The following is a 2,282-nucleotide window of genomic DNA, read 5'->3' on the forward strand; positions in this document are numbered from 1 at the left end:
ATGGGGGAAGGGTGTCGACGAAGTCGACGTGCGAACGAACAGTTCAGCGGGGATTCGTGCTCCGTTTACCGGGCCGCAAGAAATCCTCGCACATCCGCGCCCGTGCTGCGTGCCGTTTCGGCACGCATCGACACGTGCCCGCCCGACGGCGGCTAGCGTGGTGTGGTGACCGTCATCGCGCAGACGCCCCCGGCATCGCCCACTCCCCCCGTCGCCGCTCGCCGCCCGGTCGAGCGGACCCACCACGGCGACACGTTCTCGGACCCCTATGAGTGGCTCCGGGCCAAGGAAGATCCCGAGGTGATCGCGCACCTCGAAGCCGAGAACGCGTACACCGAGGCGCGCACTGCGCACCTCGAGGGCCTGCGGGAGCGCATCTTCGAGGAGATCAAGGTCCGCACCCTCGAGACCGACCTCTCGGTCCCGACCCGCCGCGGCCAGTGGTGGTACTACGGCCGCACCCTGGAAGGCAGCCAGTACGGCATCCAGTGCCGCGCCCCGCTGGCCTCCCCCGAGGACTGGACGCCGCCGGTGCTGTCGCCTGACGTGCCCGTGCCCGGTGAGCAGGTCCTGCTCGACGGCAACGTCGAGGCGGAGGGTCACGACTTCTTCTCCCTGGGCAGCTTCGAGGTCACCAGCGACGGGCGCACGCTGCTGTACGGCGTCGACACCGAGGGCGACGAGCGCTACACCGTCCGCGTGCGCGACCTCGAGACGGGCGCCGCCCTGCCGGATGAGATCCCCGGCACCTTCGCCGGCGCGACCTTCTCCCCCGATGGCCGGTTCATCGTCTACACGACCGTCGACGACGCCTGGCGGCCCGACACCGTGTGGCTGCACGAGCTGGGCACCCCCGTCGCCGACGACACGAAGCTCTTCCACGAACCCGATGAGCGGTACTGGGTGGGTGCCGGCTTCACCCACAGCGACCGCTACCTCATGATCGAGCTCGGCTCGTCGATCACGTCGGAGGAGTGGCTGCTGGATGCCGACGACCTCCGCGGCACGCCGCGCGTGGTCTGGCCGCGGCAGGACGGGGTGGAGTACTCCTCCGAGCACGCGGTCGTCGACGGCGAGGACGTGCTCTACATCCTGCACAACGACGGGGCGCTCGATTTCGAACTGGTGCGGGTCGCGGCATCCGACCCGTCCGGCGCGCGCAGGACGGTGCTCGCCCACGAGCCGGGCCGGCGCCTGCTGGGCCTTTCGACCTTCCGCGACTGGGCCGTGACGGCGTATCGCCGCGAAGGACTGGAGCGCGTCGGCATGCTCGACTACGCCACCGGCGCGGTCAAGGAGATCGCCTTCGACGAGCCGCTCTACAGCGTGGGGCTGTCGGGCAACCCGGAGTGGGCGCCGCCCATGCTGCGGTTCGGATACGGGTCCTACGTCACCCCCGGCACCGTCTACGACTACGTCGTGGCCACCGGCGAGCTGCTGCTGCGCAAGCGTCAGCCGGTTCTCGGCGGCTACGAGGCGTCGGACTACGCGCAGGAGCGGGTGTGGGCGACGGCGGGCGACGGCACCCGGGTGCCGGTGTCGCTGGTGTGGAAGCGCTCGTTCGGCGCGCCCGCCGTGGACGGCCCCCGCCCGCTGCACCTCTACGGCTACGGCTCGTACGAGCACTCCATCGACCCGGGGTTCTCGGTGGCGCGGCTGTCGCTGCTCGACCGCGGCGTCGTGTTCGCCATCGCGCACGTGCGCGGCGGCGGCGAGATGGGCCGCCAGTGGTACGAAGAGGGAAAGCTGCTGCACAAGCGCAACACCTTCACCGACTTCGTCGACGCCGCCCGTCACCTCGTCGACGCCGGCTACACCTCCCCCGACCGGATGGTCGCCGAGGGCGGGTCGGCCGGTGGTCTGCTGATGGGGGCGGTGGCGAACCTGGCGCCGGAGCTGTTCGCCGGCATCCTCGCCGGTGTGCCGTTCGTCGACGCTCTCACGACGATCCTCGATCCCTCGCTCCCCCTGACGGTGATCGAGTGGGACGAGTGGGGCGACCCCCTGCACGACGCCGAGGTGTACGCGTACATGAAGTCGTACTCCCCCTATGAGAATGTCCGCGAAGGGGTGACCTACCCGCGCATCCTCGCAGTGACCTCCCTCAACGACACCCGCGTGATGTACGTGGAGCCGGCCAAGTGGGTCGCGCGCCTGCGCGAAGTCGGCGCCGACGCGCTGCTGAAGTGCGAGATGGTCGCCGGCCACGGCGGCGTCTCGGGCCGGTACAACTCCTGGAAGGAACGTGCCTTCGAGCTCGCCTGGCTGCTGGACGTGCTGCG

The 2,282-nt window shown here is 70.3% G+C and carries 1 protein-coding gene; it reads left to right on the forward strand.

The features are described 5' to 3' along the window. Window positions 1-165: 165 nt before the first annotated feature. Window positions 166-2,282 (forward strand): S9 family peptidase (locus NQ160_RS22555; protein WP_374113705.1); only part of this gene is annotated, 2,117 nt, incomplete at its 3' end.

The organism is Microbacterium sp. zg.Y909 (assembly GCF_024626565.1).